The organism is Streptomyces longisporus, assembly GCF_039532765.1.
GTDB classification, from domain to species: domain Bacteria; phylum Actinomycetota; class Actinomycetes; order Streptomycetales; family Streptomycetaceae; genus Streptomyces; species Streptomyces longisporus.
Window position 1 is genome coordinate 116983 of the sequence record NZ_BAAASG010000011.1, and the last position, 25893, is coordinate 142875.

Sequence of the window (25893 nt, forward strand, 5' to 3'; positions counted from 1 at the left end):
ACTCATCATGAGCGCTGAGGCAACGACCAACGAGCGCGCCAGCATCCTCCTCGTGGACGACATGGAGGACAACCTGATCGCGCTGGAGGCCGTCCTGGGGTCCCTCAACGAGCCGCTGGTACGCGCACGTTCGGGCGAGGAGGCGATGAAGGCACTGCTGCGCCAGCACTTCGCCCTCGTCCTGCTCGACGTCCGCATGCCCGGCATGGACGGATTCGAGACGGCCGCCAACATCAAGCGGCTCGACCAGACCAAGGACGTCCCGATCATCTTCCTGACCGGCGCGGAGGACGACTCCGGCTACGCCTTCCGCGGCTACGCCACAGGAGCCGCGGACTACCTCACCAAGCCCTTCGACCCCTGGGTCCTCCGTGCCAAGGTCACCGTCTTCCTCGACCTCCACCGCAAGAACCAACAACTGGAACGCTTACTGGCACAGGAGCAGTCGGACTACGGCGAGGTGGGCACCAGACTGGCCGAACTGGAAAGGCAACTGGACGCGGAGGAACCCCCGGACCTGGCCACCTTGCGCATCCAGGTACGGGAGCTCCGGGAACTAGTAGCCAGGGGCCGCGGGCTCTAGCTTTTAGGGGCGCGGGGAACTGCGCGACCAGCCACGACGGCGGGTCAGTCGCCAACGATCCCCGTTCACCCCCCTACGCCTCGCGCGTACCGGCGTACATCTCATCGATGAGGTGCTTGTACTCCCGCTCGACAACGGGCCGCTTCAGCTTCAGGCTGGGCGTGATCTCACCGTGCTCCACATCGAGATCCCGCGGCAGCAGCCGGAACTTCTTGACGGTCTGCCACCGCTGCAACCCCTGGTTCAGCTCCTTGACGTACCCCTCGATGAGCGCAACCGTCGCCGGCGCGGCCACCACCTCGGCGTACGACTTGCCCTCCAGCCCGTTCTCCGAAGCCCACTGCAAGATGGACGGCTCGTCCAAGGCGATCAGCGCCGTGCAGAAGTTCCGGTCGGCCCCATGCACCAGGATGTTGGACACGTACGGGCACACCGCCTTGAACTGCCCCTCGACCTCCGCGGGCGCGATGTACTTGCCGCCGGACGTCTTGATGAGGTCCTTCTTGCGGTCGGTGATGCGCAGATACCCGTCGGGCGACAGCTCGCCGATGTCACCGGTGTGGAACCAGCCGTCCGACTCCAGCACCTCGGCGGTCTTCTCGGGCAGCCCGTGGTAGCCCTCCATGATGCCCGGGCTGCGCAGCAGGATCTCGCCGTCGTCCGCGATCCGCACCTCCGTGCCGGGCAGCGGCTTGCCGACCGTGCCGGTGCGGTAGGCCTCGCCGGGGTTCACGAAGGAGGCCGCCGAGGACTCCGTGAGGCCGTAGCCCTCGAGGATGTGGATGCCGGCGCCGGCGAAGAAGTAGCCGATCTCGGGCGCGAGCGCGGCCGACCCGGAGACGCACGCCCGCAGGTTCCCGCCGAACGCCTCGCGGATCTTGGCGAAGACCAGCGCGTCGGCGACCTTGTGCTTGGCGCCGAGCGAGAACGGGACGGAGGCCGTGCCGGTGCGCCGGAAGTTGTCCTGTGCGACCTTGGCGTACTCGCGGGCGACCCCGGCGGCCCACTGGAAGATCTTGTACTTGGCGCCGCCGCCGGCCTTCGCCTTGGCCGCGACCCCGTTGTAGACCTTCTCGAAGATGCGCGGGACGGCCGCCATGTACGTCGGCTGCACGACCGGCAGATTCTCGATGATCTTGTCGACGCGGCCGTCGACGGCGGTGACGTGCCCCACCTCGATCTGCCCCGAGGTGAGGACCTTGCCGAAGACGTGCGCGAGCGGCAGCCACAGGTACTGCACGTCCTCGCCGCTGATCAGCCCGGTCGCGGCGATCGCCTTCGCCATGTACGACCAGTTGTCGTGCGGCAGACGCACACCCTTGGGGCGGCCGGTCGTGCCCGAGGTGTAGATCAGGGTCGCGAGCTGATCGGACGTGATCGCACCGACCCGCTCCTTGATCAGATCGGGGTCCTTCTCCAGACGGGCGGCGCCACGGGCCTCCAGCTCGGACAGCGTGAGGACCCAGTCACTGGTCTCGACACCGGCCGGGTCGATCACGACGACATGCGTGAGGTCGGGCAGCTCGGCGCGCTTCTCGACCGCCTTGGCGAGCTGGGCGGCATCCTCCGCGATCAGCACCCGGCTGTCGGAGTCGGAGAGGATGAACGCCGACTCGTCCGCGTTGGTCTGCGGGTAGACCGTGGTGGTGGCCGCACCGGCGCACAGGATGCCGAGGTCGGCGAGGATCCACTCGACCCGGGTCGAGGCGGCGAGCGCCACGCGCTGCTCGGGCAGCACGCCCAGTTCGATCAGACCGGCCGCGATCGCGTAGACCCGCTCCGCGGCCTGCGCCCAGCTGAGCGACTTCCAGTCGTCGGGGCCCTCACCGGAGGCGGGCGCCACCGGGTAGCGGTAGGCCTCCGCGTCCGGTGTGGCTGCAACGCGTTCCAGGAAGAGGGTCGCCACGCTCGGCGGACGGTTCTCGATCAGTGTCTGTGTGTCGCTCACGACATCCTCCGGGGCCCGCGGCAGCGCGGCTGGCTCAAGTGCGGCGGTATTGACTGCGGCTGTAATCCACTCGCAAGCCGTTGTTTAACTCGCGAGTAACTATCGAGCAGAGATCAGGGTAGAGCCCGACCGGCCGGTTCGTAAGGGGCGGCGGCCTGTCACTTCCTACAGAGAGCGACCCTACGCATGCGTAGGGGCTCGCCGCACTTTCGTACGCCGAGCCCCTGTTGTGTCCGGATTGATGCCGCAACCCGTTGTTACTCGCGGTTACTTCTTGCCCTTGCCCGACCCCGCGCTGTCATCGCTGGAGAGCACGGCGATGAACGCCTCCTGCGGAACCTCCACGGAACCCACCATCTTCATCCGCTTCTTGCCCTCCTTCTGCTTCTCCAGCAGCTTGCGCTTACGGGAGATGTCGCCGCCGTAGCACTTGGCGAGGACGTCCTTGCGGATGGCGCGGATGGTCTCGCGGGCGATCACCCGGGAGCCGATGGCGGCCTGGATGGGCACCTCGAAGGCCTGCCGCGGGATGAGCTCGCGCAGCTTGGCGACGAGCCGCACACCGTAGGCGTAGGCCGCATCCTTGTGGGTGATGGCGGAGAAGGCGTCGACCTTGTCACCGTGCAGCAGGATGTCGACCTTGACCAGGCTGGAGGTCTGCTCGCCGGTGGGCTCGTAGTCCAGCGAGGCGTAGCCACGGGTCTTCGACTTCAGCTGGTCGAAGAAGTCGAAGACGATCTCGGCGAGGGGCAGCGTGTAGCGGATCTCGACGCGGTCCTCGGACAGGTAGTCCATGCCGAGGAGGGTGCCGCGCCTGGTCTGGCACAGCTCCATGATCGAGCCGATGAACTCGCTGGGGGCGAGGATCGTGGCGCGTACGACGGGCTCGTACACCTCGTTGATCTTGCCCTCGGGGAACTCGCTGGGGTTGGTGACCGTGTGCTCGGTCCCGTCCTCCATGAGCACGCGGTAGACCACGTTCGGCGCGGTCGCGATGAGATCGAGCCCGAACTCGCGCTCCAGCCGCTCACGGATGACGTCGAGGTGCAGCAGCCCGAGGAACCCGACGCGGAAGCCGAAGCCGAGCGCGGCGGAGGTCTCCGGCTCGTAGACGAGCGCTGCGTCGTTGAGCTGGAGCTTGTCGAGGGCGTCACGGAGCTCGGGGTAGTCGGAGCCGTCCAGCGGATACAGGCCGGAGAAGACCATCGGCTTCGGGTCCTTGTATCCCCCGAGGGCCTCGGTCGCGCCCTTGGCCAGGCTGGTGATGGTGTCACCGACCTTGGACTGCCGGACGTCCTTCACGCCGGTGATGAGGTAACCGACCTCACCGACGCCCAGGCCGTCCGCGCCGAGCATCTCGGGCGAGTTCGTGCCGATCTCCAGCAGCTCGTGCGTGGCACCGGTGGACATCATCCGGATCCGCTCACGCTTGTTGAGCTGGCCGTCGACGACTCGTACATACGTCACGACGCCCCGGTAGGAGTCGTAGACGGAGTCGAAGATCATCGCGCGGGCGGGGGCGTCCGCGACGCCGACCGGGGCCGGGATCTCCTTGACCACCTTGTCGAGCAGCGCGTCGACGCCGAGACCGGTCTTGGCGGAGACCCGCAGCACGTCGTCCGGGTCGCAGCCGACGAGGTTCGCGAGCTCCTCGGCGAACTTCTCGGGCTGCGCGGCCGGCAGGTCGATCTTGTTCAGTACGGGGATGATCGTGAGGTCGTTCTCCATCGCCAGGTACAGGTTGGCGAGGGTCTGGGCCTCGATGCCCTGGGCGGCGTCGACCAGGAGGACGGTCCCCTCGCAGGCGGCGAGCGACCGCGAGACCTCGTAGGTGAAGTCGACGTGCCCCGGGGTGTCGATCATGTTGAGGATGTGCGTGTTGCCGGGCTCGTGGGTCGGAGCCCAGGGCAGCCGCACCGCCTGGGACTTGATCGTGATGCCACGCTCGCGCTCGATGTCCATCCGGTCGAGGTACTGAGCACGCATCTGCCGCTGCTCGACCACACCGGTCAGCTGGAGCATCCGGTCGGCGAGCGTGGACTTGCCGTGGTCGATGTGCGCGATGATGCAGAAATTGCGGATCAGAGCCGGGTCGGTACGGCTCGGCTCGGGCACATTGTTAGGGGTCGCGGGCACGCAGGGTCCTGTCTCTTGAGGCGCCTTATGCCTCGGGTCGGATCGATACGTAGGCTCCATGGTCCCACGGGTGGCGACCGGGGACCGTTTTGGGCCGTCGGGACGGCCACTGGTACTCTGGGTGGCTGTGTCTCATGCCCTCTCAGCGCGAGGCACAACTTCCAAGAAATCACCTGGTACGGGACCCGGTATCTCCTGCGCGGAGTGCTCCTGGCCCTGTGCCTGAACCTGAAAAGGCTCAATCAGTGGCGAACATCAAGTCCCAGATCAAGCGGATCAAGACCAACGAGAAGGCCCGGCTGCGCAACAAGGCCGTCAAGTCCTCCCTGAAGACCGCGATCCGCAAGGCCCGTGAGGCCGTTGCCGCGGGTGACGTCGAGAAGGCCACCGAGTACCAGCGCGCTGCCGCGCGTCAGCTCGACAAGGCCGTCTCGAAGGGCGTCATCCACAAGAACCAGGCCGCCAACAAGAAGTCGGCGCTTGCTTCCAAGGTCGCCTCCATCAAGGGCTGAACCTCTTACTGATCTGACCGGTCCCACGGGACCGAACCGCCGGAAGGACCCAGAGCGGGCCCTCTCTCATCCGCTCCCGACCGGCACCGAGGATCCGCGCGCGGCCTGCGTTCGCCACGCGGGCGCGGATCCGACAGCTTGAGCCGAAGGCCCCGGCACCCAGCCCTTCCCCAGGGCGGGACGCCGGGGCCTTGGGCTGTCCGGGGCTGTGCTTCGTGGCGGTGGCCGGACCTCTTCCGGTGGCCGGGTGCTTCTTGTGGCGGGTGCTACGCCCGCCCCCGGGACCGGGCGGCGCGGGCGATCACCACGACCGCCTTCTCCAGCGCGTACTCGGGATCGTCACCGCCCCCCTTCACTCCCGCGTCCGCCTCGGCGACCGCCCGCAGGGCGACCGCCACCCCGTCCGGTGTCCACCCCCGCATCTGCTGTCGCACCCGGTCGATCTTCCACGGCGGCATCCCCAGCTCACGCGCCAGATCGGCCGGCCGTCCCCCACGCGCGGACGAGAGCTTCCCGATCGCCCGCACGCCCTGTGCCAGCGCACTGGTGATCATCACGGGCGCCACCCCGGTGGCCAGGGACCACCTGAGCGCCTCCAGCGCCTCGGCCGCCCTGCCCTCCACGGCCCGGTCGGCCACCGTGAAGCTCGACGCCTCGGCCCGCCCCGTGTAGTACCGCCCGACGACGGCCTCGTCGATGGTCCCCTCGACGTCGGCGACCAGCTGGGAGACGGCGGACGCCAGCTCCCGCAGATCGCTCCCGATGGCGTCGACGAGCGCCTGGCAGGCCTCGGGCGTGGCAGACCTCCCGGCCGCCCTGAACTCTCCGCGCACGAAGGCCAGCCGATCCGCCGGCTTGGTCATCTTCGGACAGGCCACCTCCCGCGCCCCGACCTTGCGCGCGGCGTCGAGAAGGGCCTTGCCCTTGGCCCCGCCGGCATGCACCAGCACGAGGGTGATCTCCTCGGCGGGCGCCCCGAGATAGGCCTTCACGTCCTTGACCGTGTCGGCGGAAAGGTCCTGGGCATTGCGTACGACCACGACCTTGCGCTCGGCGAAGAGCGAGGGGCTGGTCAGCTCGGCGAGCGTGCCGGGCTGCAGCTGCTCCGGTGTCAGGTCGCGTACGTCCGTGTCGGCGTCGGCGGCCCTGGCGGCGGCCACCACCTCCTGCACGGCACGGTCGAGCAGGAGGTCCTCCTGGCCCACGGCAAGCGTCACCGGGGCGAGAGGGTCGTCTTCAGCAGTCTTCCTGGCCATCGCGACAAGCATGGCATGCGGCACTGACAACGCGGTCGGTACGGCCGCGCCCCAAAGGGGCGCAGGGGCTGTATGGAGATGCGGCTCCGCCGCGATGGGGGTCCCCCGCTCGAGGGAAGTCGAGAGTGGGGGGAGCGACCAGCCACGTCGGGCCGCCCCCGACACTCGACCTTCCCCGGCGCCCCCAGCGGAGCGCTACGGTTCCTCCCGCCACCCGTCCCACTCCCCCGCGAAGGCATCCAGCTCCCCGGGGTCCAGCCGCCCGTCCTCGTCGCGCAGGACGACCAGCCACTGGGCGTCCTCCGCGTCATCCTCACCGGCGAGGGCGTCCCGTACGAGCTGCGGCTCCTCGGCCACCCCGAACCGCTCCCCGAGCGCCTCGGCCACCGCCTCCGCGGCATCGCGGTCGGGCAGCACCAGCACATGTCTCACATCGCTCACGGCAGCCATTGTCCGGCACCGGCCGAAGGCGCTCGCAGGTCACCCTTTGCGGACGATCTGCACGTCGAGGTCGACCCGGATGCTCGGCCCCACCACCGCGATCCCGCGCGCCAGCATGGTCTGCCAGCTCACCGTGAAGTCGTCCCGGTGCAGTTCCGTGGTGGCCCGGCAGGCCGCCCGCACCTCGCCCTCCATGCCGTTGCCGAGCCCGAGGTACTCGGTGTCGAGCGTGACCGTACGCGTCACACCGTGCAGCGACAGCGCACCCGTGACCGCCCACCGGTTCCCGCCCTTGTGCACGAACCGCTCGCTGTAGAACTCCAGCGTCGGAAAGCGCGCCACGTCCAGGAAGTCACCGGAGCGCAGATGGTCGTCCCGCATCCGGACGTTCGTGTCGATGGACGCCGCGTCGATCACCACATGCATCGCGGACTGCTCCACCGGCTCGGTGATCCGGACGGCCCCGGCGAAGGAGTTGAACCGGCCGTGGATCCGGGCCAGCCCGATGTGCCGCGCGGTGAACCCGATCGAGGAATGCGTGGGCTCGATCTCCCAGTCGCCCGCCGGCGGCAGCTCCGGCGGCCTCGCGACCTGAAGCGTCACATCCCCCAGCGAAGCCAACGCGTTCTCCCCGACGGTCGCGGTGGCCCGGTAGGGCGTGTATCCCTCGGCGGACACCGCGAGCCGGTACTCCCCGGCGGGCACCGTGGTCATGAACGAACCGTAGGGGTCCGTCTCTCCGCCGACCACTTTGCGTCCCATGGCGTCGCTGACCGCGAACTCCGCGTGCTTCACGGGCTCGTGGACCGGATCCAGCACCCTGCAGCTCAGCACCCCGGCACTCGGCGGGGTCTGCACCGCCGCCAGGGGACTCGTCCGTTGCACCCTGTTCGTTCGGTTTCCCAGCCAGCGGCCGAACATCCACGCCACCCCTGTGCGCCTCGACATCTTCTGTTGCCGAAGAGACATTCGATCACCGATGAGGCTTTCGAGGCAACACGGAGTGTCTACGCACGAGTAGCAACGACTGGTCCGCTCTGGTCCCATGTGACGCCATGTGACCTCAATCGGTCGCCGCGAGGGGGTTTCGCACAGTCGGCACACAGTCGAGTTCGATACCGAACCGCTCCCGGTACGCCCCGAGCACCTCCTCGTCCGTGCCCAACTCCCGCTCCTGACGTGCCCCGTCGGCGCCCGTGACCTTGAACGTGCGCCCGCTGAGCGTGATCCTCCCTCCGTCCTCCGTCACCCTTGAACACACCAGCGACTGCACGAAGTGCGAGGCCGGCGAGGTGCTGTGCCACCACGCGCCGGCCACGAAGTCGCCGAGCTCACGGGGCCGCACCTCCAGCCGGTACTGCGGCCTGCCGTTCACGACGACGTCCAGGTCCGGCCCCGCCTCGACGATCCGGAAGCTGCCGCCGGGATCCTTCTGCTCGCCCCTGTCCCCGAACGCCAGCGGGTAGTGGCTGTGCGCCCCGAAGCCCACGTCCGCCAGCCACTCGCTCCCGTCCGACGCCCGCACCCGCAGCGCGAGATGGTCGTACGGGATCCCGAGCCGCCCCTCGTCCCCGTGCACCCGAGCCGCGAGCAGCGTGACCTCGAACCCCAGCGTGCCGAGCAAGGCCCCGAACGCCCCGTTGAGTTCGTAGCAGAACCCGCCCCGCCGCGCCCCGACCACCTTGTCCAGCAGCCGCTCCTCCTCCAGCACGATCTCCTCGCCGAGGTGGATCGACAGGTTCTCGAAGGGCACTGTCCGCAGGTGGCGCAGGTGCAGCTCGCGCAGCACCTCGGCGGTGGCGCCGGCGGCCGACTTCGGGCGCTCGGCTCCCAGGCGGCGGAGGTAGGCATCGACCTGTGCTGAATCCATGTCCTCAGTCTCGCGCCACCCCCAGCTCCCTGCCGTCCCCCGCGACCGCGAGGGCCCCGTCCCGGTCCGTACGCAGCACCACCGCGCCCTCGGCCTGCAGCGCCGCGACCGTGCTGGGGGCCGGATGGCCGTACATGTTGTGCTCTCCGCAGCTGATCAACGCGATCCGCGGCGCCACCCTGCGCATCAGCTCCGGGTCCTGGTACGCCGAACCGTGATGGGCCACCTTGAGGACGTCCACACCGCCGAGCAGCGCGCCCTCCGGCGATCTCAACAGCGCCTGCTGGGACGGGGGTTCGAGATCCCCGAGCAGCAGCAGCCGCAGTCCGCCCGACCTGGCGAGCAGGGCGACGCTGGCGTCGTTCGGGCCGTCCGGATCCGGTGCCGGGCGGGGCGGGGGCCACAGCACCTGCCAGGAGAGCGAGCCGGTCCGGCGCTGCTCCCCGGCCACGGCGTGGGTGAGCGGAATGTGCCGTGCCGCCGCCTCCTTCCGTACGAACCGTGCCTGGTCCGCGGGTTCTTCGAAGCCCGTCGTCTCGATCGCGCCCACCGAACGTCCGCGCAGCACACCGGGCAGCCCGGCCACATGGTCGGCGTGGAAGTGGGTGAGGACGATCAGGGGGATCCTGGTGATGCCGAGGGTGCGCAGACAGTGGTCGACGAGCGTGGGATCGGGCCCTGCGTCCACCACCACACCGCTGCCGTCCCCCGCCGCGAGGACCGTCGCGTCGCCCTGCCCCACGTCGCACATGGCGAACCGCCACCCCGGCGGCGGCCATCCCGTGATCACTCTGGTCAGCGGTGGCGGCTGTACTACGACGAGCACCAGCAGCACCCCGCAGGCAGCGCACCACCACGGATGTCTCAGCAGCCTTCGGCCGATCAGCAGCACGGTCACCGTGACCAGGGCGAGCAGCCCCGCCCCGCTCCAAGTGCCCGGCCAGTCCACTCCCCCGCCGGGCAGGGCGGCTCCCGTGCGGGCGATGCCCGCGATCCAGCCCGTCGGCCAGCTCGCGCACCAGGCAAGCACCTTGGCCACCGGCATCAGCACCGGCGCCGTCGCCAGAGCCGCGAAGCCCAGCACGGTGGCGGGCGCCACCGCGATCTCGGCGAGCAGATTGCACGGCACCGCCACCAGACTCACCCGCGCCGACAGCACGGCGACGACGGGCGCGCACAACGCCTGTGCCGCGGCCGCCGCGGCCAGTCCCTCGGCGAGCCTCGGGGGGACCCCGCGCCGGCGCAGTGCCTCGCTCCAGCGGGGCGCGAGCGTGAGCAGGGCGCCGGTGGCCAGTACCGAGAGCAGGAAACCGTAACTACGGGCCAGCCAGGGGTCGTACAGCACGAGGAGCAGGACCGCCGTCGCCAGCGCCGGGATGAGCGATCTGCGGCGTCCGGTGGCCAGGGCCAGCAGGACGACGGCCCCGCAGGCCGCGGCCCGCAGCACGCTCGGATCGGGTCTGCACACGATCACGAAGGCGAGCGTGAGGGCGCCTCCGAGCAGCGCGGTCGTCCTGAGCGGGATGCCGAGCCGGGGTGCGAGTCCGCGGCGCTCCACCAGTTGAGCCGTGCCGGGTGCCCCGATGAGCAGGGCGAGGATGATCGTGAGGTTGCTCCCGGACACGGCGAGCGTATGGGCGAGGTCGGTCTCCTTGAAGGCCTCGTCCAGCTCCGGGGTGATTCGCGAGGTGTCCCCCACGACCAGGCCGGGCAACAACGCCTTGGCGTCCGCCGACAGCCCGTCGGTCGCCTCCCGCAGCCCGGCCCGCAACCGCCCCGCGAACCGCTGCACCCCCGACGGTCCGCCCACCACCTCCGGCGCGGTCTTCCCCCGCACCCGCAGCACGGCCGCGACGCGGTCGCCCTCGACCGCCGCGGGCGCCAACCGCGCGACGACCCGCACCCGCGTGGAGGGCAACAGCTCGAGCCACGGCGACCGTGGTGGCCCCGTCCCTCCGGCACCATGTGGCCCCGCGTCGACGATGACCAGCACGGGCGCCCGCGTCACCACCGCCGTCCCGCCCGCCTCTTCCACCCGCCGCACCTCCCCCTGGATCAGCACGGAGGCCGGGGCGACATGGTCCCCGCTGATCCGGGGCCGGCTGAGCCGTGGGTCGGAGCCGACCTCGACCTCGGCGGTCACGGTGGCGTACTGCCGCGCCAGCTCCGGCACGGGGCCACTGCGGACGTCGGCACCGTGCAGCCCCGCAGAGACGGCGGCCGCGGCGACGCAGAGCAGGACAGCGGCCACGGAGACCCGCGGCCACGCTGCACGCACCGGTCCACCACCCGTACGCGAAGCCCGGCCCACAGGCACAGGCACCGGCGCGGACTGCTCGGGCAAGGGACCCCGGTCCTGGTTTCCACCGGTGGGAGCGCCGGTCGTCCCTGGGTCGCCGGCGGGAGTACCGCCCTGGTTGCCGCCGCCGGAGTTTCGACCCCAGCCGCCACCACCGCCGTAATCGCGCTTGCCCTGCCCAGCGCAGCTTCCTCCGCCGTCCGCTGCCCGTCTCCGCACGAGCAGCAGCGCACCGGCCGCGAGGAGGCACACCACCACCGTGCCCGTGACCCACGCCGCCGTCGCGTCCAGCATCACCGCAGCCGTGGCCCAGACCGCGAGTGCAGGCGGTACGAGGCGCAGGTCCGTCGGCCCTTCCTGTCGGGGGTGAGCGGCTCCGAGCCGTCCTGAGGAGGCGGCGTGGACGGCCGCGCGCCCGGCGTGGGGATCGGGAGCGCCCCTCATGGCCGTACGAGTTTCCGGAGATCGGCGAAGCGGCGGTCGCCGATGCCATTGACCTCGCGCAGCTGGTCCACCGAGCGGAAACCGCCGTGCTGCGTGCGGTAGTCGACGATGTGCTGGGCCAGTACGGGCCCGACGCCCGGCAGAGACTCGAGCTGGTCCAGGGTGGCGGTGTTGAGCGGGACCGGAGCGGCGGGTGCGGCGCCCGCCGCCGAGCCGGCCGGGACACCAGGAGCCGCAGCGGGCGCCGGGGCGGCGGGGCCGCCGACCATCACCTGCTCCCCGTCCACGAGGAAACGCGCCCGGTTCAGCCCGTCGGTGTTCGTGCCGGCACGCACCCCACCGGCCGCGCGCAACGCGTCGGCTACGCGTGAACCGGCGGGCAGACGATGGATCCCGGGCTCGCGGACCTTGCCGCTGACGTCCACGACGATCTCGGCCCCGGTCGTGCCTGCGGCACTCGGCGCCCCGCGTAAAGCGTCCGGCCCCGGCCGCCCGCTCCCCTTCCGTTCGCCGAAGGGAGCCGCCGCCCGCACCACCTCGGGCGCCCGCACGGACTGTGTCCGCCCGGCCCAGAAGTGCTGAACGGCGAACACCGCGGCAACGACGAGCAGCACCGAGAGCGCGACCACGCTCCGCCGCTCCAGGCCGCACCTGGCCTGCAGCCACAGCGGCATCCGCTCCCGCAGCGCAAGCCCCGCCCGCATGCGCCAGGCCTCTGCGGACCGGCGGTCGTCCGGGCTCCCAGCGGCCACCCCGCCCAGGGGATCGTCGCTCTCCTCGACGGTCGCGGCCGGCGGTCCTGTCCCCGACTCCCGCCATTCCCCCGCCCGTTCGGGGAAGAGCACCTCCGCACGCCGTCGGAGGTCCTCCGCCGGCGCATGCGAGTGCCGATGCCGGACCCGGCTGTGGGCCAGGGGGCGACGATGACGAAGCCGGCCGTCGGATGCGGGGCTGCGCCCCGGGCCACTGGTCGCGGTCGCTGTGCGTGAACGTGATCGAAGTGCCATGCCACGACGATGGGGCACTCCGCCGCTCTCGCGATGATCTTGCTCAATTCCGGGGGATTACCCACCAGTTGTGGATAACTTCACCCCTCACACGGGTGAGGGCGCAGGGGCGCGGAGCCGTCACCGCGGCGAGACCACGACCCCCAGCAGCCCGGGCCCGGTGTGCGCCCCGATCACCGCCCCCACCTCACTCACATGCAGGTCGGCCAGCCCGGACACCCGCGCCCTGAGCCGGTCCGCGAGGGCCGACGCCCGCTCGGGGGCGGCGAGATGGTGGACGGCGATGTCGACCTGGGAGCTGCCGGCGCGGTCCGCCGCGATCTCCTCCAGGCGCGCGATCGCCCTCGACGCCGTACGGACCTTCTCCAGGAGTTCGATACGGCCGCCGTCCAGCTGCAGCAGCGGCTTCACGGCGAGCGCCGAGCCCAGCAGCGCCTGCGCGGCGCCGATCCGGCCACCGCGGCGCAGATAGTCGAGGGTGTCGACGTAGAAGTAGGCGGATGTGCCCGAGGCCCGCTTCTCCGCGGCCGTGACGGCCTCGTCCACCGTGCCGCCCGCCTCCGCAGCCTCGGCTGCGGCGAGCGTGCAGAACCCGAGCGCCATCGCGACCGCCCCGGTGTCCACCACCCGCACCGGCACCGGCGCCTCACGCGCCGCGAGGACCGCCGCGTCGTACGTGCCGGACAGTTCGGCGGAGAGGTGGAGGGAGACGATGCCGGTGGCGCCGGACTCGGCGACCTTGCGGTAGGTCTCGGCGAAGAGCTCGGGGCTGGGCCGCGAGGTGGTGACGGGGCGCCGCTTCTGCAGCGCCTGGGCCAGGGAACGCGTCGAGATCTCGGTGCCCTCGTCCAGTGCCTGGTCGCCGAGGACCACGGTCAGGGGCACCGCTGTGATGCCGTGGCGCTCCATCGTCCGGGGCGGCAGGTAGGCCGTTGAATCGGTGACGATCGCGACATGGCGGGACATGAGCTGGAGGTTACCTGCCGTAGCGCCCGGACGGCAGCCCGGCCCCTCTCACCTGGTCTGCCCTTGACCGGATCAAGTAGTGCTCTCGGGGCGGGGTTTCTTCTGCCAGGGGTAGGCGGGGCGCTGTGCCGGCGGGGTGATGGCGGGCCGCGCCGGCTCCTCGGCGGTGCGGGACCGGGATCCGTCGGGCCAGTTCTGCCGGGATGCCTCGGCATCGGCGGCGGGGGCCTCGGGCCACGGTGGCGGGGGCGACGCCGGCTCCGCCTTCGTCCAGTGCCGCAGGGCTCCCGCCTCGACGTCTATCTGCGCGCTCAGCGAGTCCAGGTCGTCGTCGGCGAAGCGGCGGGCGCGGTCGCGGGCCGCCCAGCGCAGTGCGTCCGCCGACTGCACGATGCGCTCGGTGCGCTCCCGCAGGGCGGGCAGCCGCTCGGCGAGCGTCGCGCGGTCCGGCTCGGCCTCCAGGCGCTTGAGATCGCCGTCCAGTTCGTGCGCATGCACGCTGAGGCGTTCGAAAAGGCCCAGGGACTCCTTGAGGGACTCGTCCTCGGCCGCGCGCGCGTGCAGCGCGTCCTGCGTGGCGCGCATGGATGTGCGCAGCTTCAGCCGCAGTTGGGCAAGCTCACCCGCCGCTCCGGGCTGGGCGAAGGACTTGGCTCGCAGGGTGTGGTCCTCGACGGTGCGGCGGGCCTGGCTGATCGTGCGGTCCACGCTGCGCTTGGCGGCGCCGACGGCCTTCACCGTGGCGTAGGCGCCGAGTCCCAGGAAGAGCACGAAGAGCAGGGCGAACACTGCGATCACTGCTTCCACCGCTCCTCCTCCGACCGGTCGCGACACACCCCGCGTCGCTCTTCCACGGTAAACGAGGCGGGCAGGCCCGGAGTTCCAGAAGAACCCCGAACCTGCCCGTAGGGGACTACCCCGAGGCGCTCACGCCCCTGCCGTCCGCGGCGCCTACGCCGGAACGATGTTGACCAGCTTCGGCGCCCGCACGATCACCTTGCGGATCCCGGCGCCGTCCAGCGCGGCGACGACCTTCTCGTCGGCCAGCGCGACTTTCTCCAGCTCCTCCTCGGAGATGGCAGGCGAGACCTCCAGCCGCGCCTTGACCTTGCCCTTGATCTGCACCACGCAGGTCACGGACTCGTCGACCACGTACGCGGGGTCGGCGACCGGCAGGTCCTGGTGGACCACCGAGTCGGTGTGGCCCAGCTTGCGCCACAGCTCCTCGGCGATGTGCGGGGCCAGCGGGGCCACCAGCAGCACCAGGGCCTCGGCGACGGAGCGCGGCACCGGGCCGCCCGCCTTGGTCAGGTGGTTGTTGAGCTCGGTGATCTTGGCGATGGCGGTGTTGAAGCGCAGGCCCTCCAGGTCCTGGCGCACGCCGTCGATCGCCTTGTGCAGGGCGCGCAGCGTCTCCACGTCGATGTCGGCGTCCTCGACGTCGACGACGGTGACCTCGCCGGTCGTCTCGTCGACGACGTTGCGCCACAGCCGCTGCAGCAACCGGAACTGGCCCACCACCGCGCGCGTGTCCCACGGCCGCGACACGTCCAGCGGGCCCATCGCCATCTCGTACAGGCGCAGTGTGTCGGCGCCGTACTCGGCGGCGATCTCGTCCGGAGTGACCGCGTTCTTCAGGGACTTGCCCATCTTGCCCAGCAGCCGGGAGACCTTCTCGCCCTGGTAGTAGTAGGCGCCGTCGCGCTCCTCCACCTCGGCGGCCGGCACCGCGATGCCACGGCTGTCGCGGTAGACGTAGGCCTGGATCATGCCCTGGTTGAACAGCTTGTGGAACGGCTCCGCGGAGGAGACGTGCCCCAGGTCGTACAGCACCTTGGACCAGAAGCGGGCGTACAGCAGGTGCAGCACGGCATGCTCGGCGCCGCCCACGTACAGGTCGACGCCGCCGTGCGGCTGGCCCTCGCGCGGGCCCATCCAGTACTGCTCGATCTCCGGGTCGACCAGCTGCTCGCTGTTGTGCGGGTCCAGGTAGCGCAGCTCGTACCAGCAGGAACCGGCCCAGTTGGGCATGGTGTTGGTCTCGCGGCGGTACCGCTTCGGGCCGTCGCCCAGGTCCAGCGTGACGTTGACCCAGTCCTCGTTGCGGGACAGCGGGGTCTCCGGGGACGTGTTCGCGTCGTCCGGGTCGAAGGTGCGCGGCGAGTAGTCCTCGACCTCCGGCAGCTCCAGCGGCAGCATCGACTCGGGCAGCGCGTGGGCGATGCCGTCCTCGTCGTAGACGATCGGGAAGGGCTCGCCCCAGTAGCGCTGGCGGCTGAACAGCCAGTCCCGCAGCCGGAAGTTGACGGTGCCCTCGCCGATCCCCTCGCGCGCCAGCCACTCGGTGATGCGCGCCTTGGCCTCCACGACGCCCAGGCCGTCCAGACAGACGCCCTCGCCGGCGGAGTTGACGATCTTCGCGTCGTAGGAGTCGAAGGCCTCGTCCCAGGTGGACGTGTCCGTGCCGCGGCCGTCGGTCGGCTCGACGACGCAGTTGATCGGCAGCTCGAAGGCGCGCGCGAACTCGAAGTCACGGCTGTCGTGCGCCGGTACGGCCATGATCGCGCCGGTGCCGTAGCCCATCAGGACGTAGTCGGCGATGAAGACCGGGACCTGCTCGCCGTTGACCGGGTTGGTCGCGTACGCGCCGATGAAGACGCCGGTCTTGTCCTTGGCCTCGGCCTGCCGCTCCACGTCGGACTTGGAGGCGGCCTGGGCGCGGTAGTCGGCGACGGCCTCGGCGGGGGTGGCGTGACCGCCGGTCCACACCTCGTGGGTGCCCTCGGGCCAGGCGGCCGGGGTGAACTTCTCGACCAGCGGGTGCTCGGGGGCCAGCACCATGTAGGTGGCGCCGAACAGGGTGTCCGGGCGCGTGGTGAAGACCGTGATGCGCTCGCCGTCGATCGGGAAGTCGACGCGGGCGCCCTCGGAGCGGCCGATCCAGTTGCGCTGCTGCAGCTTGATGGCCTCGGGCCAGTCCAGCGCCTCCAGGTCGTCCAGCAGCCGGTCGGCGTAGGCGGTGATGCGCATGTTCCACTGGCGCAGCTTGGCCTTGAAGACGGGGAAGTTTCCGCGCTCGGAGCGGCCGTCGGCGGTGACCTCCTCGTTGGCCAGCACGGTACCCAGGCCGGGGCACCAGTTGACCGGTGCGTCGGAGGCGTACGCCAGGCGGAACTCGCTCAGGACGTCGGCACGCTCCGTGGCGCTCAGTTCGTGCCACGCGCGCGTGTGTCCCGGTACGGCGCGCTCACCGGTCTCGAACTGGGCGATCAGCTCGGAGATCGGGCGGGCCTTGTTCGCCTCGCCGTCGTACCAGGAGTTGAAGATCTGCAGGAAGATCCACTGGGTCCACTTGTAGTAGTCCGGGTCGATCGTGGCGAACGACCGGCGCTTGTCGTGGCCCAGACCCAGCCGGCGCAGCTGGGCCTTCATGTTCTCGATGTTGGCCTCGGTGGACACCCGCGGGTGCGTGCCGGTCTGCACGGCGTACTGCTCCGCGGGCAGGCCGAAGGCGTCGAAGCCCAGGGTGTGCAGGACGTTGTGGCCGGTCATGCGCTGGAAGCGCGCGAAGACGTCGGTGGCGATGTACCCCAGGGGGTGGCCGACGTGCAGGCCCGCACCCGAGGGGTACGGGAACATGTCCATGATGAACTTCTTGGGCCGGGCGACGACCGCGGGGTCACCGGCCAGGTCGCCCTTGGGGTTCGGCGCCGCGTACGTGCCCTCGGCGTCCCAGAAGTCCTGCCAGCGTGCCTCGATCTCGGCCGCGACGGCGGCCGTGTAGCGGTGCGGCGCTGCCGCCTCGGCGGCGGCAGCGGGGTTCGTCTCGCTCATGATCCTTAAGCTCCATCGATCGTCTCTGCCAGCAGCGGTGTCGTTCGAGAAACGAAAAATCCCCTCGCACAGGAGGGGACGCCGCGCCGATTCCGACCATCCGATTCGCCCGGAGGTCGGGACTGATCAGCGCGGCCCGCTAAGCAGAAGGCGTACGGCACGCATGCGGTTAGGGTACCGCAGCGCTTGAGCACGATGCGACGCGCTTCCGTATGGCTCCTTGGCACCACTGTCATCACCCGACAAAAGCTGAACCAAGGTCAAAAGTTACTTCGCGTAACGCCCACTACCGGGACATCGCAACGAGCGCCTTGTCCTTAGATAACAACGCAATAACTCAAACCTCGTACCGATCGGTATGGAGCCACTTAGAGTTCGGCAGCGGGACCGCCTTCCCGAACTGCTTCGGAGTTGCCCCCATGAACCCTCGTCGTAGTAACACCTCGCTCCCCAAACCGGGCCGGTCGGCCTATGGGGTGGCGTCGGCTGTCGTACTGCTGCTCATACCCGTCGTCGTGCTGCTCGGAGGCGGGTGGCTGCAACAGTTCCTGAACTTCGGTGCGGGCGTCCTCTCGCTCGTCTGCCTCACCTGCTCGGTGATCTGGGGGCTGGTGGCCCAGGACCGGCTCATCCTGAACACGCGCCAGCGGATCATCGCCCAGGGCATCCACCGGGTGACGGCCGTCGGCTCGATCGCGTTCCTGCTGGTGCACATCACCGTCAAGCTGGCGCTGGACCACACGGTGCTGATCGCCGCACTGATCCCCTTCAGCCTCGGCGTCAAGGGCAGCGCGGGTCTCATCGGCCTCGGCTCGCTGGCCGGACTGCTCATGATCTTCGTGGGCATCACCGGTGCCCTGCGCAACCAGTTCGCCTCCCCGGCGCCGGTCGCGGCGCGCTGGCGCGCCATGCACGCCCTGGCCTACCCGGCCTGGTGCTCGGCGCTGGTCCACGGCCTGTTCGCGGGCCGCGCGGCAAAGCCGTTCTTCATGATCTCCTACGAGCTGTGCCTGGTCGCGGTGGCCGCCGCGCTCGCCCTGCGGGCGGCTCCCCGGCCGTTCAAGCGCCGGGTCGCCGACCGGCTGGCCGCCCTCCTGGGCAACGAGCCGGGCCAGTCCCGCGCCGAGGAGCTCGAAGCGAGCCGCGCACGGGTCGGCGAGACCTCCTCCGCACTGCCGGGCTACGAGAACGCGCGGGCGCCGAAGCCGTCCCCCGCCGACACGATGACCACGCCCGCGGCGCCCTACTACGACGCCCCCGCCGCCCGCACCATGACCCCGGAGCCCGCCAACGGCTTCGCGGCCGCCTACCGCGCGGTCACGCCCCAGCGCGGCCAGCAGCCCTACGCCGACCAGACCGCCCGCATGGACCTGCCCATGGACATGCAGCCCACGGAGTCGATCCCGCGCATGGACGGCAGCACCTCGGGCAGCTGGCCGGTCCCCTCGCCGCCGCCGGTCGGCGAGGCGCCCCCGTCGGCGTACGACCCGCTGCAGGACACCGGATACACCATCCCGGCCTATGGCAATCCGGGCACCGCCGGGTACGGCGGAAGTGACATGTACGACACCGGTGAGACGAACACCCTCTACGGCGCGTACAACCCGAACGACACGTACAACAGCGGTCCCGCCAATGAACCATCGCCCGGTGCCTCGTTCGACGCACCGGGTTCGGGCGAACCTTGGAACACGCCTTCCGGAGGCTATAGGTGAACGAGGCCCTGCCCGACGTCCCAGAAGTCCGCGTGGTCGGACTTCCGCAGCTCACGTCTGGCTTCGACCTTGTCGAAAGACTCGATCTGCCCATGCACCTCAAGGTGCACGGGCCGCTCGAACCGCTCGGCGGCGAGCAGCTCGCGAAGCTCGCCGAGAACATCAACCTGAAGGGCCGCGGCGGCGCGGGCTTCCCCTTCCACAAGAAGCTGCGCTCGGTCGCCGAAGCGGCGATCAAGCGCGGTGTACGGCCGGTCGTCGTCGTCAACGGAAGCGAGGACGAGCCGGCCTGCCGCAAGGACACGGTGCTGATCAACCGTGCCCCGCACCTCATCCTGGACGGCGCTCTGCTGGTCGCTGAGGCGCTGGGTGCCCGCACGCTCGTGGTGGGGGTCACCCGTGAGTCGACACAGCGCTCGATGGAGGCCGCGCTCGCCGAACGCGGCCTGAACAACGGCCGCCGATCGGTTCTACGCGCGCGCGTGCAGCGCAATCCCATCCGGATGGTGACCGGAGCGGCGGCCTCGCTGATCCGGTCCATCGACGGCGGCCCGGCGATCCCGCCCGGCCGCAAGGTCAGCGCCTCCCAGAACGGCGTCGGCGGCGCACCGACCCTGCTGTCGAACGCGGAGACCTTCGCCCAGCTGGCGATCGCGGCCCGCATCGGTCCGGAGCGCTACGGCAACACCGGTCTGTACGACGAGCCGGGCACCGTCATGCTGACGGTCTCCGGCGCGGTCGCCCGCCCCATGGTGATCGAGGTCCCCACGGGCGTCCCGCTGCGCTACGTCCTCCAGCTCGCCGGCGCCCCGCCGGTGCCCCAGGGCGTGCTGACCGGGGGCTACCACGGCAAGTGGATCGACGCGGCGACGGTCAACGAGGCGATCGTCTCCCGCAACTCCCTGGACGCGGTGGGCGGTGCGCTGGGTGCCGGCGCGATCCTGCCGATCAGTCAGGAGACCTGCCCGCTGGGCGAGTCGCTGCGCGTGGCGCAGTGGCTGGCCGAGGAGAGCGCGGGCCAGTGCGGTCCCTGCTACCTCGGTCTGCCGGCCGCCGCGCGCGGTATGGCCGACATCCTCAACGGCGGCGGCCCGGCCGCTCTGGAGGCGCTCAAGCAGGTCGCCAAGAACGTGAAGCGGCGCGGCGCGTGCTCGCACCCGGACGGCTCCGCGATGTTCCTGGAGTCGACCATCAAGGCGTTCACCGACGACCTGGCGGCGCATGTCCTCGGAAACGGCTGCGGACGGCCCGTGGAGGGCGTTCTGCCGCTCTTTGAGGGCGGCCAGATGCCTACGGGCATCCCGGGCGGCGGCGAGCCCGTGGAGAACGGCCCCAGCCGTCAGAAGATCTACGTCGACTGGACCCTGTGCCGGGGCCACGGTCTGTGCGCGGACATCCTCCCGGAGGTGTTCGAGCTCGGCGCCGACGGCTTCCCGACCGTCGCCCAGGCACAGGTGCCGCGCTACGCCGAGGCCAAGGCCCTGCGCGCAGTGCGCCGTTGCCCCGCGCTGGCCCTGCGCATCGAGGAGGAGACGCCGAGGGACCGGGCGCCCTCCCGCAACCTGCCGGTCCTCTCGCAGGGCCGCGGGCGGCGCGCACTGGGCCGCTGAGCCGACGTCAGGAGGGGGGCCGCCCACTGGGCGGCCCCCCTCTCGCACAACTGCCCCCGAAAACACGAAGATCCCGCCGGATCGAAACGATCCGGCGGGATCTTGGTTGTGGAGCTAAGGAGAATTGAACTCCTGACCTCCTGCATGCCATGCAGGCGCTCTACCAACTGAGCTATAGCCCCTTGCTTGGTCCTCCGGGCTTTCCCCCGGCGGCGACGCCAACATTACACGGTCCACCGGGTGGAACACCAAATCGTTTCCGTCGGCCCCGGGCAGGGCCGACGGCGTCAAGCGGTGACGAAGGAGTAGAACCGCTTGAGCGTGCAGTGTTCCTCGAGCAGGCGGCCGTAGATCGGCTCGCCCTCCAGCTCGCGGTACGTCTCGATCGGGTCGCCCTTTATGATCAGCGCCCGCGCGCACTCCTCGCACCAGTACTGGTAGTCCGGGTTGACCGGCTCCATGTCGCGGACGATCGGCGTACCGCTGCCGCACCAGTCGCACTTTCGCCTGTGTGCACCCATCGATCAGCTCCAGCTGTGGCCGCAGGCCGTGCACACGTAGGAGATTCCGCCGTTGTCGCCGAGAACCTGGGCGACGTGGAGGGAACCGCAGGAAGGGCAGCTCAGACGGGTGACCGTGTCCCGTGTCGACGCCGCTTCGAGGAGGTGGCCGACCTCCTCGAGGATGCTCGCAGGCATCACTGCTCCCTCCCGTCGGGCCGCGCCCCCTTCCGGCCGTTTGATTCTGCCACGGCCGGACCAATACGGTCAGCGACGCCTCAGTACCAGTCCGGACACGGCGCCTTCGCAGAGGTATACGCCTGCGGGGCCGAAGTGACTCAAGCCGTTGCCGGAACACGAAAAAACCCGCCCCCTGCGGGGACGGGATCTTCGTCAAGCGATCTGTGGAGCTAAGGAGAATTGAACTCCTGACCTCCTGCATGCCATGCAGGCGCTCTACCAACTGAGCTATAGCCCCTCATCCCCCCGCTTGGCGGGGCGAACGAGTAGAACTCTAGCCTGCGACCTGCCGGAAAGTGAAATCCGGGTGGGCGGACCGCCGGGCGTCAGTCGTCGTCGCCGAGCACCGGCTCCGGGAGCGTGCCGGCGTTGTGCTCCAGCAGGCGCCAGCCACGGGCGCCCTCGCCGAGGACGGACCAGCAGCAGTTGGACAGACCGCCCAGGCTCTCCCAGTGGCGGGCCTCCAGACCCAGGAGGCGTCCGATGGTGGTGCGGATCGTCCCTCCGTGGCTGACCACGACGAGGGTGCCCTCGTCGGGCAGCTTCTCGGCGTGCCGCAGCACCACGGGGGCGGCGCGCTCGGCCACCTCGGTCTCCAGTTCGCCACCACCGCGACGGACCGGCTCACCGCGCTTCCACGCGGCGTACTCCTCGCCGTACCGCTCGATGATCTCCTCGTGCGTCAGCCCCTGCCAGACGCCCGCGTAGGTCTCGCGCAGGCCCTCCTCGTGGGTGACGTCCAGGCCGGTGAGCGCGGCGAGCTCGGCCGCGGTGTGCGCGGCGCGCTGCAGGTCGGAGGCGACGATCGCGTCCGGCTTGAGGGAGACGAGCAGCCGGGCGGCGCGGCGGGCCTGGGCGAGGCCCGCTTCGGTGAGCGCGACGTCCGTGCTGCCCTGGAAGCGGCGCTCCACGTTCCAGGAGGTCTGGCCGTGGCGCCACAGGATGACGCGGCGGCCGCGGCCCGCCCGGCCCGCGGACACCTCACCGGTGGCGCTCATCACCACTCACCGCCCAGGTCGGCCGCCTCCTCGGCAGCCTGCAGCTTGGCGTGCTCCTCGGCCTTGCCGCGGGTGGCCTTGGCGTCGGCGGGCAGCTCCAGCTCGGGGCAGTCCTTCCACAGCCGCTCCAGGGCGTAGAAGACGCGCTCCTCGCTGTGCTGGACGTGAACGACGATGTCGACGTAGTCGAGCAGGACCCAGCGGGCCTCGCGGTCGCCCTCGCGGCGCACCGGCTTGGCGCCGAGCTCCTTGTTGAGCCGCTCCTCGATCTCGTCGACGATCGACTTGACCTGGCGGTCGTTGGGTGCGGAGGCCAGCAGGAAGGCGTCCGTGATCGACAGGACGTCGCTGACGTCGTAGGCGATGATGTCGTGCGCGAGCTTGTCGGCGGCCGCCTGGGCGGCGGTGGTGATGAGCTCGAGAGAGCGGTCAGTGGCGGTCACTACGTGGCTTTCCGGTCGGCGGTCACTTGACACCAAGGGTCTCACGGACCGCCGACAGCACCCCACGTGATTAAGGGATCACGTGGGGCGGCTCGGGCCGGCTAGGACGAGGACGGCTTGTAGTCCCGGCCGAGGATCACCGAGACGTTCGCGTTGCCGGTGGCCTGGCCCTTGGTGACCGAGGCGGCGGGCAGGCCCAGGGTCTTGGCGACCTCGGCGGCGTTCTCCTTGTCGGCGGCGTCGGTGTAGACGACCTTGGACGTGGCCGAGGCCGGGGCGGTGCCGCCCTCCAGGAAGGTGAAGCCGCCGTTGAGGAGGACCACGCGGGCCTTTTCTGTGTTGTCCTTCACACCGCTGGCGTTCTGCACGGAGACCCGGACCCCGGAGCCCTGGTCGGGGCTCTTCGCGCTGCCGCCGAGGACGTCCTTGACCACACTGGCGCTCGCCTGCTCGCTCAGCGTGCCGTCGTTCTGGACGGGCAGCAGGGCGGTCTTGTAGTCGCCGCCCTTGGCGAGGTCGGCGAGCTTGGCGAGGAAGGTGCCGAGGTCCTTGTCGGTCAGGGAGGGGTCCAGGATCTGCGCCAGAGTCTGCACGGTGGTGGTCGCCTCCGTGGGGTCGGAGGACAGCTTGCGCAGCGTGGCCTGCATGACCTGGCCGAACCGCTCCAGCTGGGCGTTCTGGGCCTCGCCGGAGCCGCGGTAGGTGGCGTAGGCGACGGCCATCTTGCCGCTGAGGGTCTGGTCCTTGCCCTGGTGGACGAGGGGCGCGCTGCCCTTCTTCGTGGCGTCCGGGTCGGGTACGTCGGCGTTGGTGTCGAGGTCGATGTTGCCGACGAGGTCGACGAGGTTCTGCAGGTAGGGGGTGTCCAGCCGCCAGGTGCCCTCGATGTTGGTGCCGAGGACCGTGTTGAGGGCGTCGCGGGTGCCGGAGGAGCCGTCGTCCTCGACCGACTTGGCGAGCGTGGAGGTGTTGCCGTTGTCGTCGGTCAGGGCGAGGGAGTTGGGCAGCAGGACGGTGGTGCCCTGCTTGGTGGTGGTGTTGTCGACGAGCAGCGCCGTGGAGGTGCCGCCCTTCTTGGTGTTGTGCAGGTGGACGACGATCACGTCGCGGTTCTGGGCGCCCGCGGCCGTCGTGGTGCCGCCCTTCTTGGAGCCGGGCGACGACAGGCCCGGCAGCTTCCCGGCGTACCAGAGGTAGCCGACACCGCCGACCGCGACCAGCGCCAGGACGACGACGAGGGCGATCATGCGGCTGCGGGCGCGGCGCTTGGCCTCCTCGCGGCGCTCGGTGCGGTTCTCGGTGAAGTTCAGCCAGTCGATGACGTCCTCGGACTCGGCGTCCGGGTCTTCGACGAAGGCGAACTGCTCGGTGTGGTAGTCCCGTTCGGGCCGGGGCGGAGCCTTCTCGCCCGGGGCGGGCTCCGCCGGGCCGGCCTGCTGCGGGATGTAGGCGGTCTGCTCGGCGACGACACGGGGCTGCTGACCGCTCGCCGCGGCCTGCCCGTAGGGGTCGTACGGCGCCCCGGGCGCGCCGCTCGGGTGCGAACCGGTGCCGTAGGGGTCGTAGGAGGGCACGGGCGGCTGCTGGCCGGTGCCGTAGGGGTCGTACTGCTGCGGGACCGGCTGCTGACGGCCGGTGGCGTACGGGTCGTACCCGTAACCCTGCTGCTGCCCGTAGGGGTCGTACGGCTGCTGGGGAGCCGTCTGCCCCGGCGCGGTCTGCCGGTAGACGGGCCGGCCGTACTCGTCGTAGCCGACGAGTTCGTACGGGTCCTCGTGGTCGCCGCCGTAGCCCGCGTCGTATCGGTCGTTCACCGGTGCCCCTCTCGGCTCACTCGCCGCGGTACAGCTCGCGCTTGTCGATGTAGCGCACGACTCCGTCCGGCACCATGTACCAGATGGGGTCTCCCTTGGCGACTCTCGCGCGGCACTCGGTGGACGAGATGGCCAGCGCGGGAACCTCCACGAGGGAGACACCGCCCTCCGGGAGACCGTGGTCGGTCAGGTGGTGGCCGGGGCGGGTGCACCCGATGAAGTGCGCGAGGGAGAACAGCTCCGCGGTGTCCCGCCAGGTCAGCAGCTGGGCGAGGGCGTCGGCGCCGGTGATGAAGAACAGGTCCGTGTCGGGGTTGAGCGCGCGCAGGTCGCGCAGGGTGTCGACGGTGTAGGTGGGGCCGCCGCGGTCGATGTCGATACGGCTCACCGAGAACTGCGGGTTCTCGGCGGTCGCGATGACCGTCATCAGATAGCGGTCCTCGGCCGGGGAGACATGGCGGTGGGTCTTCTGCCACGGCTGTCCGGTCGGGACGAACACCACCTCGTCCAGATGGAACTGCGCGGCGACCTCACTGGCCGCCACGAGGTGCCCGTGGTGGATCGGGTCGAACGTACCGCCCATGACGCCCAGGCGGCGCTTGCCCGGGTTCGACGGCCCGTTGCCGGGGCCGCTCACCGGGCGGGGTTCCGTGCCGTTCGTCGCGTCCTTCGCCGGACCGGTAGGCATGTCCTGCTCTCCCATGCGTGCAGACCCTACCGGCCCGGCCTGAGGGCACCGGCCCGAGGATGCCCGAGGTGCCCCGCTATGGGCACCGGGCGCCTCAGCGGTCGCGGTTGAAACGGGTGGTGATCCACAGCAGGAGCAGCAGGATGAACAGCGCGCTGCCACCGGTGACGTAGGGGCTGAGGCTCTCGTGGTTGCCGCCGTGCTCCTCGCCCTCGGCGGCAAGGGTGACCAACTGGGCTGCGGCGCTGTGGAAGCTCATCTCGGCAGGACCTATCCGGTGGGCGGGATAAAGACGTCGGCCCATGGTAAGCGGGGGCCTGCGCGGCGATCACCCCGACTCCGCTGTCGGGGAACCCGGTGCCGTCGTCAGTCGTCCTTCTGCTTGTAGCCCCGCAACAGGAACCACCCGGTCAGCGCACAACCCACCATCATCACGATCAGTACGACCCGGAGCAGATTCCCCGGCCCTTGGTGGGGGGCGGCGCTCGCGGCCTCGGCGAGCCAGGCGGCCGCAGGGGTGTGCTCCATGGTTTTGGACTCCTTCGGTGTAGTGCCCGTCCACGGTAACTCCGCCTAGGCTGGGGCTCGC

At 70.4% G+C, this 25893-nt stretch carries 23 protein-coding genes and 2 tRNA genes; 4 read left to right on the forward strand and 21 right to left on the reverse strand.

What is annotated here, in order from left to right:
* Nucleotides 1-7: 7 nt before the first annotated feature.
* Nucleotides 8-583, forward strand: a complete 576-nt coding sequence (locus tag ABD355_RS22995) for a response regulator (protein WP_344402444.1) — start codon at nucleotides 8-10, stop codon at nucleotides 581-583.
* A gap of 73 nt (nucleotides 584-656) precedes the next feature.
* Here the strand turns inward: ABD355_RS22995 and ABD355_RS23000 are convergent, their stop codons facing one another.
* The gene (locus tag ABD355_RS23000) at nucleotides 657-2531 is read right to left on the reverse strand and encodes an AMP-dependent synthetase/ligase (protein ID WP_344402445.1); all 1875 of its coding nucleotides are present in this window, start codon (nucleotides 2529-2531) and stop codon (nucleotides 657-659) included.
* Between the two features lie 267 nt (nucleotides 2532-2798).
* Nucleotides 2799-4667 carry a translation elongation factor 4 gene (lepA, locus tag ABD355_RS23005; RefSeq protein WP_344402446.1) on the reverse strand — a complete coding sequence of 623 codons (1869 nt, stop codon included), beginning with the start codon at nucleotides 4665-4667 and terminating at the stop codon, nucleotides 2799-2801.
* Between the two features lie 245 nt (nucleotides 4668-4912).
* Here lepA and rpsT point away from each other — a divergent pair, with 245 nt between their 5' ends.
* A complete protein-coding gene (gene rpsT / locus ABD355_RS23010) occupies nucleotides 4913-5179 on the forward strand; it encodes a 30S ribosomal protein S20 (protein ID WP_344402447.1) in 267 nt (88 codons plus the stop codon).
* A gap of 266 nt (nucleotides 5180-5445) precedes the next feature.
* On the opposite strand, the gene holA is transcribed toward rpsT, so the two are convergent.
* The 9 genes from holA to leuS all read right to left on the reverse strand — a co-directional run bounded on the left by holA (nucleotide 5446) and on the right by leuS (nucleotide 17296).
* A complete protein-coding gene (gene holA / locus ABD355_RS23015; RefSeq protein ID WP_344402448.1) occupies nucleotides 5446-6435 on the reverse strand; it encodes a DNA polymerase III subunit delta in 990 nt (329 codons plus the stop codon).
* 195 nt (nucleotides 6436-6630) lie between these two features.
* Nucleotides 6631-6876 (reverse strand): hypothetical protein, encoded by a 246-nt coding sequence (locus tag ABD355_RS23020; protein ID WP_344402449.1) that lies wholly within the window; start codon nucleotides 6874-6876, stop codon nucleotides 6631-6633.
* A gap of 39 nt (nucleotides 6877-6915) precedes the next feature.
* Nucleotides 6916-7797: a YceI family protein gene (locus ABD355_RS23025; protein WP_344402974.1), complete on the reverse strand. Its 882-nt coding sequence runs from the start codon at nucleotides 7795-7797 to the stop codon at nucleotides 6916-6918.
* 142 nt (nucleotides 7798-7939) lie between these two features.
* The gene (locus tag ABD355_RS23030; RefSeq protein ID WP_344402450.1) at nucleotides 7940-8746 is read right to left on the reverse strand and encodes an arylamine N-acetyltransferase family protein; all 807 of its coding nucleotides are present in this window, start codon (nucleotides 8744-8746) and stop codon (nucleotides 7940-7942) included.
* A 4-nt stretch (nucleotides 8747-8750) separates the two neighbouring features.
* Nucleotides 8751-11489: a ComEC/Rec2 family competence protein gene (locus ABD355_RS23035; RefSeq protein ID WP_344402452.1), complete on the reverse strand. Its 2739-nt coding sequence runs from the start codon at nucleotides 11487-11489 to the stop codon at nucleotides 8751-8753.
* Nucleotides 11486-12496, reverse strand: a complete 1011-nt coding sequence (locus ABD355_RS23040; protein WP_344402453.1) for a ComEA family DNA-binding protein — start codon at nucleotides 12494-12496, stop codon at nucleotides 11486-11488. The genes ABD355_RS23035 and ABD355_RS23040 overlap by 4 nt, the downstream gene beginning before the upstream one ends.
* A 120-nt stretch (nucleotides 12497-12616) precedes the next feature.
* Nucleotides 12617-13462, reverse strand: a complete 846-nt coding sequence (locus ABD355_RS23045) for a DegV family protein (protein WP_344402454.1) — start codon at nucleotides 13460-13462, stop codon at nucleotides 12617-12619.
* 72 nt (nucleotides 13463-13534) lie between these two features.
* Nucleotides 13535-14269, reverse strand: coding sequence for a hypothetical protein (locus ABD355_RS23050; protein WP_344402455.1), 735 nt, complete (start codon nucleotides 14267-14269; stop codon nucleotides 13535-13537).
* Nucleotides 14270-14413: 144 nt separating this feature from the next.
* Entirely contained in the window at nucleotides 14414-17296 is a 2883-nt protein-coding gene (gene leuS / locus ABD355_RS23055; protein WP_344402456.1) for a leucine--tRNA ligase, read from the reverse strand.
* 419 nt (nucleotides 17297-17715) lie between these two features.
* Here leuS and ABD355_RS23060 point away from each other — a divergent pair, with 419 nt between their 5' ends.
* Both ABD355_RS23060 and ABD355_RS23065 read left to right on the forward strand, forming a co-directional pair.
* Nucleotides 17716-19011 carry a ferric reductase-like transmembrane domain-containing protein gene (locus ABD355_RS23060; RefSeq protein ID WP_344402457.1) on the forward strand — a complete coding sequence of 432 codons (1296 nt, stop codon included), beginning with the start codon at nucleotides 17716-17718 and terminating at the stop codon, nucleotides 19009-19011.
* Nucleotides 19008-20621 (forward strand): NADH-ubiquinone oxidoreductase-F iron-sulfur binding region domain-containing protein, encoded by a 1614-nt coding sequence (locus ABD355_RS23065; protein ID WP_344402458.1) that lies wholly within the window; start codon nucleotides 19008-19010, stop codon nucleotides 20619-20621. The genes ABD355_RS23060 and ABD355_RS23065 overlap by 4 nt, the downstream gene beginning before the upstream one ends.
* A gap of 109 nt (nucleotides 20622-20730) precedes the next feature.
* Here the strand turns inward: ABD355_RS23065 and ABD355_RS23070 are convergent.
* From ABD355_RS23070 to ABD355_RS23115, 10 genes are all read right to left on the reverse strand, one after another.
* A tRNA-Ala gene (locus ABD355_RS23070) sits at nucleotides 20731-20803 on the reverse strand.
* A gap of 105 nt (nucleotides 20804-20908) precedes the next feature.
* Complete coding sequence (locus ABD355_RS23075) at nucleotides 20909-21142, reverse strand: hypothetical protein (protein WP_003976229.1); 234 nt, start codon at nucleotides 21140-21142, stop codon at nucleotides 20909-20911.
* Nucleotides 21143-21145: 3 nt separating this feature from the next.
* Nucleotides 21146-21319: a hypothetical protein gene (locus ABD355_RS23080; protein WP_344402459.1), complete on the reverse strand. Its 174-nt coding sequence runs from the start codon at nucleotides 21317-21319 to the stop codon at nucleotides 21146-21148.
* Nucleotides 21320-21526: 207 nt separating this feature from the next.
* Nucleotides 21527-21599: transfer RNA gene (locus tag ABD355_RS23085), tRNA-Ala, on the reverse strand.
* A gap of 88 nt (nucleotides 21600-21687) precedes the next feature.
* Nucleotides 21688-22359, reverse strand: a complete 672-nt coding sequence (locus ABD355_RS23090; protein WP_344402460.1) for a histidine phosphatase family protein — start codon at nucleotides 22357-22359, stop codon at nucleotides 21688-21690.
* Entirely contained in the window at nucleotides 22359-22802 is a 444-nt protein-coding gene (gene rsfS, locus ABD355_RS23095) for a ribosome silencing factor (protein WP_344402461.1), read from the reverse strand. Before rsfS ends, ABD355_RS23090 begins: the two co-directional genes overlap by 1 nt.
* Before the next feature lie 101 nt (nucleotides 22803-22903).
* On the reverse strand, nucleotides 22904-24616 hold the full coding sequence (locus ABD355_RS23100) for an LCP family protein (protein ID WP_344402463.1): 1713 nt from the start codon (nucleotides 24614-24616) through the stop codon (nucleotides 22904-22906).
* A 16-nt stretch (nucleotides 24617-24632) separates the two neighbouring features.
* Nucleotides 24633-25319 carry a nicotinate-nucleotide adenylyltransferase gene (nadD, locus tag ABD355_RS23105; RefSeq protein WP_344402464.1) on the reverse strand — a complete coding sequence of 229 codons (687 nt, stop codon included), beginning with the start codon at nucleotides 25317-25319 and terminating at the stop codon, nucleotides 24633-24635.
* A 79-nt stretch (nucleotides 25320-25398) separates the two neighbouring features.
* Nucleotides 25399-25563 (reverse strand): hypothetical protein, encoded by a 165-nt coding sequence (locus ABD355_RS23110; protein WP_099928839.1) that lies wholly within the window; start codon nucleotides 25561-25563, stop codon nucleotides 25399-25401.
* 107 nt (nucleotides 25564-25670) lie between these two features.
* Nucleotides 25671-25832 carry a hypothetical protein gene (locus ABD355_RS23115; RefSeq protein WP_344402465.1) on the reverse strand — a complete coding sequence of 54 codons (162 nt, stop codon included), beginning with the start codon at nucleotides 25830-25832 and terminating at the stop codon, nucleotides 25671-25673.
* Between the last annotated feature and the right edge of the window lie 61 nt (nucleotides 25833-25893).

Coding starts and splice junctions, on each gene's coding strand:
- ABD355_RS23060 (WP_344402457.1), top strand. CDS start 17,716: ATGAACCCTCGTCGTAGTAACACCTCGCTCCCCAAACCGGGCCGGTCG.
- ABD355_RS23075 (WP_003976229.1), bottom strand. CDS start 21,142: ATGGGTGCACACAGGCGAAAGTGCGACTGGTGCGGCAGCGGTACGCCG.
- leuS (WP_344402456.1), bottom strand. CDS start 17,296: ATGAGCGAGACGAACCCCGCTGCCGCCGCCGAGGCGGCAGCGCCGCAC.
- ABD355_RS23035 (WP_344402452.1), bottom strand. CDS start 11,489: ATGAGGGGCGCTCCCGATCCCCACGCCGGGCGCGCGGCCGTCCACGCC.
- ABD355_RS23080 (WP_344402459.1), bottom strand. CDS start 21,319: ATGCCTGCGAGCATCCTCGAGGAGGTCGGCCACCTCCTCGAAGCGGCG.
- ABD355_RS23030 (WP_344402450.1), bottom strand. CDS start 8,746: ATGGATTCAGCACAGGTCGATGCCTACCTCCGCCGCCTGGGAGCCGAG.
- holA (WP_344402448.1), bottom strand. CDS start 6,435: ATGGCCAGGAAGACTGCTGAAGACGACCCTCTCGCCCCGGTGACGCTT.
- ABD355_RS23025 (WP_344402974.1), bottom strand. CDS start 7,797: ATGTTCGGCCGCTGGCTGGGAAACCGAACGAACAGGGTGCAACGGACG.
- nadD (WP_344402464.1), bottom strand. CDS start 25,319: ATGGGAGAGCAGGACATGCCTACCGGTCCGGCGAAGGACGCGACGAAC.
- ABD355_RS23045 (WP_344402454.1), bottom strand. CDS start 13,462: ATGTCCCGCCATGTCGCGATCGTCACCGATTCAACGGCCTACCTGCCG.
- ABD355_RS23090 (WP_344402460.1), bottom strand. CDS start 22,359: ATGAGCGCCACCGGTGAGGTGTCCGCGGGCCGGGCGGGCCGCGGCCGC.
- ABD355_RS23040 (WP_344402453.1), bottom strand. CDS start 12,496: ATGGCACTTCGATCACGTTCACGCACAGCGACCGCGACCAGTGGCCCG.
- ABD355_RS23115 (WP_344402465.1), bottom strand. CDS start 25,832: ATGGAGCACACCCCTGCGGCCGCCTGGCTCGCCGAGGCCGCGAGCGCC.
- ABD355_RS23110 (WP_099928839.1), bottom strand. CDS start 25,563: ATGAGCTTCCACAGCGCCGCAGCCCAGTTGGTCACCCTTGCCGCCGAG.
- ABD355_RS22995 (WP_344402444.1), top strand. CDS start 8: ATGAGCGCTGAGGCAACGACCAACGAGCGCGCCAGCATCCTCCTCGTG.